The organism is Shewanella sp. 11B5 (assembly GCF_002836795.1).
In the GTDB taxonomy this organism is placed as follows: Bacteria; Pseudomonadota; Gammaproteobacteria; order Enterobacterales; family Shewanellaceae; genus Shewanella; species Shewanella frigidimarina.
The window spans coordinates 1-8,195 of the sequence record NZ_PJAP01000363.1; the positions used below are offsets into that span (position 1 = coordinate 1).

Annotated in this window: 6 protein-coding genes and 1 pseudogene; all 7 read left to right on the forward strand. The window is 41.3% G+C overall.

The window, feature by feature from the left end; genetic code table 11:
- Positions 1–390 (forward strand): annotated as a pseudogene (locus CXF78_RS08055) (trigger factor); the annotation flags it as partial.
- 90 nt (positions 391–480) lie between these two features.
- The gene (clpP, locus tag CXF78_RS08060) at positions 481–1,092 is read left to right on the forward strand and encodes an ATP-dependent Clp endopeptidase proteolytic subunit ClpP (RefSeq protein WP_011638046.1); all 612 of its coding nucleotides are present in this window, start codon (positions 481–483) and stop codon (positions 1,090–1,092) included.
- A 130-nt stretch (positions 1,093–1,222) separates the two neighbouring features.
- Positions 1,223–2,503: an ATP-dependent protease ATP-binding subunit ClpX gene (gene clpX / locus CXF78_RS08065; protein ID WP_011638045.1), complete on the forward strand. Its 1,281-nt coding sequence runs from the start codon at positions 1,223–1,225 to the stop codon at positions 2,501–2,503.
- A gap of 131 nt (positions 2,504–2,634) precedes the next feature.
- A complete protein-coding gene (gene lon / locus CXF78_RS08070) occupies positions 2,635–4,986 on the forward strand; it encodes an endopeptidase La (RefSeq protein WP_102036473.1) in 2,352 nt (783 codons plus the stop codon).
- A 261-nt stretch (positions 4,987–5,247) separates the two neighbouring features.
- Entirely contained in the window at positions 5,248–5,523 is a 276-nt protein-coding gene (hupB, locus tag CXF78_RS08075; protein WP_011638043.1) for a nucleoid-associated protein HU-beta, read from the forward strand.
- Positions 5,524–5,739: 216 nt separating this feature from the next.
- Positions 5,740–7,617 (forward strand): SurA N-terminal domain-containing protein, encoded by a 1,878-nt coding sequence (locus CXF78_RS08080; RefSeq protein ID WP_102036474.1) that lies wholly within the window; start codon positions 5,740–5,742, stop codon positions 7,615–7,617.
- An 80-nt stretch (positions 7,618–7,697) separates the two neighbouring features.
- On the forward strand, positions 7,698–8,195 hold a 498-nt coding region (locus CXF78_RS08085), incomplete at its 3' end, for a pentapeptide repeat-containing protein (protein WP_102036475.1).

Below are 8,195 nucleotides of genomic sequence, written 5' to 3' on the forward strand. Positions count from 1 at the left end.
GTTGAGGGTGAAGTGAATGTACTTCGTCAACAAGCTATGCAGCGTTTTGGTGGTCAAACTGAAAATATGCCTGAACTTCCGGCTGAACTTTTCACTGAACAAGCTGAGCGTCGTGTTAAAATTGGTTTGCTATTAGGCGAAGTGATCAAGACAAACGAGCTAAAAGCAGAAGATGATCGTGTTAATACATTGATCGAATCTATGGCTTCAGCGTATGAAGATCCATCTGAAGTTGTTTCATACTACAACTCAAACAAAGAACTCATGCAAAACATGCGCAACGTAGCGCTTGAAGAGCAAGCGGTGGAAGCATTGTTAAAATCATCAAAAGTAACCGTTAAAGACGTTGCTTTTGAAGAATTTATGAACAAGGCTACCGGACGAGCGTAAGCTAAGCTTGACTTAACAGGTCGTTCGCCATTTATAATGGCTCGTATGAGGTTCCTCATGCGGGCCATTTTTATTTTAGGGAAATGAATAATGCATAATGCACCAGAATCAGTACTCAACGCTCTTGTTCCAATGGTTGTTGAACAAACAGCGAAAGGTGAACGTTCTTATGATATCTACTCTCGCCTATTAAAAGAGCGAGTGATCTTTTTAGTTGGCCAGGTAGAAGAACACATGGCTAACCTCATTGTTGCTCAATTATTATTCCTTGAGTCTGAAAGCCCAGATAAAGATATATATTTGTACATTAACTCACCTGGTGGCTCTGTCACAGCTGGCATGGCTATTTATGACACAATGCAGTTCATTAAGCCTAATGTGAGTACCGTATGTATGGGTCAAGCTGCGAGTATGGGCGCATTTTTGCTAGCTGGTGGTGCTAAAGGTAAACGTCATTGCTTACCTAACTCTCGTGTGATGATCCATCAGCCATTAGGTGGCTTCCAAGGTCAAGCATCAGACATAGCAATTCATGCAAAAGAAATTCTTGGTATTAAAAATAAATTAAACCAAATGTTAGCGGAACATACTGGCCAGCCTTTAGATATTATTGAACGCGATACCGACCGTGATAACTTCATGAGTGCTACTCAAGCTGTTGAGTATGGTATTGTCGATTCATTACTCACTAGTCGCGGCTAAAACTGGTAGCTGATTTTCTAGATACTTTCAGGTATTCTGTATTGAAAGGCGTTCAGTCATCAATGTGGTTATGATAAGTATCTACAAGCAGGGCTTAGGTTCAACCTAAGTTGTAAACAGAGGTAGAATAATGGGCGATAACAAAAATAACGGTGACAGCGGCAAACTGCTGTACTGCTCTTTTTGCGGAAAAAGTCAGCATGAAGTCAGAAAACTCATTGCTGGTCCATCAGTTTATGTATGTGACGAATGTGTTGATTTATGTAATGACATTATCCGTGAAGAAATCAAAGAGATTTCACCTAAACGTGATGAAGACAAATTGCCGACACCGCATGAGTTACGCAAGCATCTTGATGACTACGTAATCGGTCAGGATCAGGCTAAGAAAGTGTTAGCCGTAGCGGTATACAATCATTATAAGCGTTTACGTAATGGCGCTATCAAAGATGGTGTAGAGCTAGGTAAAAGTAACATTTTACTATTAGGCCCAACCGGTAGTGGTAAAACTCTATTGGCTGAAACGTTGGCTCGCTCACTTAATGTTCCTTTTGCTATGGCAGATGCAACCACACTAACCGAAGCAGGTTATGTGGGTGAAGATGTTGAAAACATCATTCAGAAGCTACTGCAAAAATGTGATTACGACGTTGAGAAAGCGGAACGCGGTATCGTCTATATTGATGAAATTGACAAAATCAGTCGTAAATCTGACAATCCTTCAATTACTCGTGATGTATCGGGTGAAGGTGTTCAGCAGGCGCTGCTTAAGTTAATTGAAGGCACCGTTGCTTCTGTTCCTCCACAGGGCGGACGTAAGCATCCACAACAAGAATTCTTGCAAGTGGATACCTCTAAAATTCTGTTCATCTGTGGTGGTGCGTTTGCTGGACTTGAAAAAGTCATTGAGCAACGTGCACACACTGGAACCGGAATTGGCTTTGGTGCAGAAGTAAAAGGCGAAGCGGATAAAGCGACTATTTCACAAATTCTTAGCCAAGTAGAGCCTGGTGATTTAGTGAAGTTTGGTTTAATCCCTGAGTTTATTGGTCGTTTACCTGTCGTTGCTACGCTAACTGAGTTAGATGAAGCTGCATTAGTACAAATTCTATCTGAACCTAAAAACGCATTAACTAAGCAATATAGTGCATTATTTGAGATGGAAGATGTCGAACTTGAATTCCGTGATGATGCATTACAAGCCATCGCTCAAAAAGCAATGTCACGTAAAACCGGTGCTCGTGGATTACGTTCTATTGTTGAAAGCATCTTGCTTGATACAATGTATGATATTCCGTCGACACAAGGCGTGATTAAAGCTGTTGTTGATGAATCAGTAGTGAAAGGCGAGTCAGCCCCTATTTTGATTTATGAAAACACTGAGACACAGGCTGCTTCAGGCGAGCAATAATTGCACTGATAGTCAGGAAGTTGAAAAATAAGGAGTCCATTGGGCTCCTTTTTTCGTATTAGCCATTGAAACTGATAACATCACCCCAATATACTCAGTAATAAGTCAATTTCATTAAACGGAATCGAGCCATGACTAAAGAGCGTGAAGCGCATATCGAACTCCCCGTATTACCACTGCGAGATGTGGTAGTTTACCCGCATATGGTAATTCCGCTATTCGTGGGACGGGAAAAATCTATTCGTTGCCTAGAATCGGCAATGGAACAAGACAAGCAAATTTTATTAGTCGCTCAGCGAGATGCTGATCTTGACGAACCTACCAAAGACGATATTTTCGATATTGGTACCGTTGCCTCTATTTTACAATTGCTTAAATTACCTGATGGCACGGTAAAAGTATTAGTTGAAGGTGGCCAGCGTGCCAAAATCAAGAAATACACCCAAGAAGAAGAATTCTTTGCCGCCACAGCTGAATACCTCGAGTCACAAGAGTTAAGTGAAAAAGAAGAGGAGGTGTTGGTTCGCAGTGCTATTGGTCAATTTGAAGGCTACATCAAGTTAAATAAAAAAATCCCACCTGAAGTATTAACTTCATTGTCGGGCATTGATGAAGCCGCTCGTTTGGCTGATACCATGGCCGCACATATGCCATTGAAGCTTGAAGACAAACAATCTGTCCTTGAGATGATCAATGTCGGTGAGCGTCTGGAATATTTAATGGCGATGATGGAATCGGAAATTGACTTGCTTCATGTCGAAAAACGAATCCGTACTCGTGTTAAAAAACAGATGGAAAAAAGTCAGCGCGAATACTATTTGAATGAGCAAATGAAAGCCATTCAAAAAGAGCTAGGCGATATTGACGAAAGTCATGACGAATTTGAAGTGTTGGCGCGTAAGATTGAAGAAGCTGGCATGCCAAGCGACGCCAAAGAAAAAGCCACTGCTGAGTTAAACAAACTCAAAATGATGTCACCTATGTCAGCAGAAGCGACGGTTGTGCGCAGCTATGTAGACTGGATGACAGCGGTACCTTGGAAACAACGCTCTAAAATAAAGCGTGATTTGGCCAAAGCGCAAGAAGTACTCGACACCGATCATCATGGGCTTGAAAAAGTCAAAGAACGTATTCTTGAGTATTTAGCGGTTCAAAGCCGAGTTAAGCAGCTTAAAGGGCCTATTTTGTGTTTAGTAGGACCTCCAGGTGTAGGTAAAACCTCATTGGGCCAGTCGATTGCTAAAGCAACCGGTCGTAAGTATATTCGTGTTGCATTAGGCGGCGTACGTGATGAAGCGGAAATTCGTGGTCATCGTCGTACTTATATTGGTTCTATGCCAGGTAAAGTCATTCAAAAGATGGCTAAAGTGGGCGTTAAAAACCCATTGTTCTTGCTCGATGAAATCGACAAGATGAGTTCTGATATGCGTGGTGACCCATCATCAGCATTATTAGAAGTACTCGATCCTGAACAGAATGCGACCTTTAACGATCATTATCTTGAAGTTGATTATGACTTATCAGATGTGATGTTCGTTGCTACGTCAAACTCAATGGATATTCCAGGCCCTTTACTTGACCGTATGGAAGTTATTCGTTTATCGGGTTATACCGAAGATGAAAAACTCAATATTGCTAAGAAGCATTTACTGACTAAGCAAATTGAACGTAACGGTCTTAAAGAAAAAGAAATCAAGGTTGATGACAGCGCTATTTTAGGCATTATTCGCTATTACACTCGTGAAGCGGGCGTGCGTTCATTAGAACGTGAATTGTCGAAGATTTGTCGTAAAGTGGTTAAGCATATCCTGCTTGATAAAACGGTCAAAGTGGTTGAAGTTAACCAGGAAAATTTAAAGTCATTCCTTGGTGTGCAACGTTTTGATTTTGGCAAAGCCGAATCAAATAACCAAATCGGTCAAGTGACCGGTCTTGCATGGACTCAAGTAGGCGGCGATTTATTAACAATCGAAGCCACCTCAGTCGCAGGTAAAGGTAAACTGACCTATACCGGTTCGCTGGGCGATGTGATGAAAGAATCGATTCAAGCTGCAATGACAGTGGTACGTGCTCGTGCTGAAAATCTTGGTATTAACAATGATTTTTATGAGAAACGAGATATCCATGTGCATGTGCCAGAAGGTGCTACGCCAAAAGACGGTCCTTCAGCCGGCGCAGCAATGTGTACTGCGTTAGTGTCTAGCTTAACGGGTAACCCTGTGCGCAGTGATGTGGCAATGACCGGTGAAATTACTTTACGTGGTGAAGTATTACCCATTGGTGGTTTGAAAGAGAAGCTATTAGCAGCCCATCGCGGTGGAATTAAACATGTATTAATTCCTCAAGAAAATGAACGCGATCTGGAAGAGATTCCTGCAAATGTGATTGCTGATTTAATCATTCATCCAGTGCGTTGGATAGATGAAGTGTTGAAATTGGCGCTTGAGCGACCAGTTGAAGGCTTTGAAGTGGTTAAAAAATAGCTTGTTAGTTAAAAAATTGCTGTAGAGCATGAAAAAAATGAAAAAAGGGGCTTAACAAAACGCTGACCTGTGGTAGCCTAGGTTTGTGGATAGTCAGACGCACCAAGCCCTTGGGGCATCTGGCGTTGAGCAGTATCCAATTTCATTTTTTGGTTTTCGTACTAAGTTTGGTGTGTTATCAAGCTTATAAAATAAAGCCTCCGCAGACCGCTCTAAACATAGATTTGGTTGCGGCGCGACAATAACATTCAAGGGGATGACATGAACAAATCTGAACTAATCGAGAAAATCGCATCTGGTGCTGATATTTCTAAAGCTGCTGCAGGCCGCGCACTAGATTCTTTTATCGCTGCTGTGACAGAAGGTCTTAAAGATGGCGATAAGATTTCTCTAGTTGGTTTTGGTACATTTGAAGTACGTCAACGTGCTGAACGTACTGGCCGTAACCCACAAACGGGTAAAGAAATTAAAATTGCTGCTGCGAACATTCCAGCGTTCAAAGCTGGCAAAGCGCTAAAAGACGCTGTTAACTCGTAGTTAATAACGTGGCCTTTGTAAGGCATTCGTAATACAAGCACTGCTTAGGCGGTGCTTTTTACGAAAAGCAATATTGTTATGCAAGGCATAATACATATTGGGAGTATTGGGTCATACCCGTGGTAGCGTCTGATAACTCCATATAATTTACAATAAGGCGCATCCACAAGGTGATGCGCCTTTTTATTTTATTAATCGCAACAAGCGAGAATTCAGATGTTAGAAAAAATTCGTGAAGGATCACAGGGGATTGTTGCTAAAACAATTCTAGTACTTGTGATACTTTCTTTTGCTTTTGCCGGTGTGAGCAGTTATTTAGGCTCTAACACGGGTGTACCTGCTGCAGTTGTTAATGGTGACGAAATTGGCGCCAACGAACTTGAACAGGCTTTTCAAAATGAACGCTCGCGTATTGAGCAACAGCTAGGCGAAATGTTTACTGCATTAGCGGCTGACGACTCTTACATGAACGGAATTAAGCAAGGTGTATTGGACCGTTTAATTGCCGATAAACTCATCGATCAGGCAGCCAACAAATTGGGCCTACGTGTATCAGATGAGCAAATCAAGAAAGCGATTATCGAAGAGCCTGCATTTCAAACTGACGGTCAATTTGATAATGAACGCTACCTTGCGGTACTGCGTCAACTAGGTTATCAAACCACAAGCTTTAGAAACATGATGCGTGTAGATATGACTCGTCGTCAGTTATTAAACGCGCTTGTTGGTAGTGAGTTTGTTCTTGATGGCGAAGCTAAACAGCTTGCAGAAGTTCAAGGCCAAACCCGTGATATTCGCTACTTAGTCGTCGACTCAACACCGTTTTTATCAACAGTGTCAGTCGCAGACGAAGAAGCTCAAAGCTATTATGATGCTAATATTTCGCAATACATGAGTCCTGAAAAAGTCAGCCTTGAGTATGTTGAACTGAATGTTGCTGACATGGCTAAAAGCAGCGAAACCTCTGATGAAGAAGTGAAAACTTATTACGAAGAGAATAAAGCACAATATCAAACGGCTGAAAAACGCCTTGCTGCGCATATTTTTGTCGCCGCAACTGATGATGACAGTGCAGATAAAGCTAAAGCTGACGCCATTGAAGCCAAGTTAACAGCGGGTGAAGATTTTGCTGATGTAGCAAAAGCTGATTCTGATGATCAACTTAGTGCCCAACAGGGTGGTAAGTTAGATTGGTTTGAACAAGGTGTAATGGATCCTGCATTTGATGAAGCACTTTTTGGACTGCAAAAAGATCAAGTCTCGTCAATTGTGAAAAGTGAATTTGGTTACCACATTATTAAGCTGCTTGATTTACAAGCTAGCCAAGCAACCGCTTTTGAAAATGTTAAAGCGAAAATTGTTGCTCAGCTACAAGAAAAGAAAGCCTTAGATGTGTTTTATAGCTTACAAACTAAGTTAGCTGATACTAGTTACGAAATCCCTGATACTTTAGCTGAAACTGCGCAAGCAGTTAATGCAAAAGTACAATCAACGCAGTTATTCTCGCGTGATGACGTACCAGCTAAATTTAACAATCCTGAGTTTATCAAAGCTGCATTTTCTGACCAAGTGTTAGCAAGTGGTTTGAACAGCGATGTGATTGAACTTGCGCCAAACCATGTAGTGGTTATCCGCATGAAAAAGCATCAAACAGCTGGCGTCATGAGCTTTGATGAAGTCAAAGCAGGTATTGTTGAGCGTTTGAAGCAAGATAAAGCAAATGACGGTGCTCGCGACAAAGCTGCTGAATATATGGCTCAGTTAAAAGCGGGAAATGACACGCTAACAGGTGCTTCATTGACGACGTTAGCTAAATTAGGTCGCTTTAATCAGGATATTGACCAAGCTATCACCAACAAAGCCTTCAAGATTGCTGCTCCTGCTGAAAATAGTGTCACAATTGATACTGCAGCATTAGCGACGGGTTATGCGGTTATTGTGGTGGATAAAGTTAATAAAGCTGAAGGCATTAATGACAACCTGATCAATACGCTTAAACAGCGTATAGCACCTCAATACAGCGAAGCTGATTATCGTGCCGTGGTTGCCTCACTTAAAGCTGATGCTGAAATTGAGTATCCAGTGGCCGACTAATTAAGTCGTCGCAGTAGATGAAATACAAAAAAGACCTAGGCTCACGTCTAGGTCTTTTTGTTTATAAAGGAATATAAGTTATGGGTCATAAGGCAACTAGTGAATTGTTTGTGTTATCACACTACGGCGATGACTTATTCGATTCGATCAAAGTCGTGGCATTACAGTTCAAACATATTACTTTTGAGCGCTGCCATTTTAACCAATGTGATTTTAGTCAAAGTGATTTCTATCATTGCCATTTTATTGAGTGTGTTTTTAGCCAATGTAATTTAAGTGTAATGTCAGTGGTTGCTACAGAGTTTGATGACGTTACTTTTAGCGACTGTAAAGCCATAGGTATTGATTGGACTAAAGCTCAGTGGCCACAGTTTATGACTCAAACCACGATTAAGTTTGAAAGAAGTTTGCTCGATGGCAGTAATTTTTATGCTCTGCATTTACCCGAGCTTTCACTTGTTGGTTGCCGCGCCCATGATGTCGACTTTAGAGAAACTAATTTAAGTAAAGCAGATTTGCGTTTGACCGACTTTAATTTAAGCCAATTTAGTCATACAAATTTAACTAAGGCGAATTTT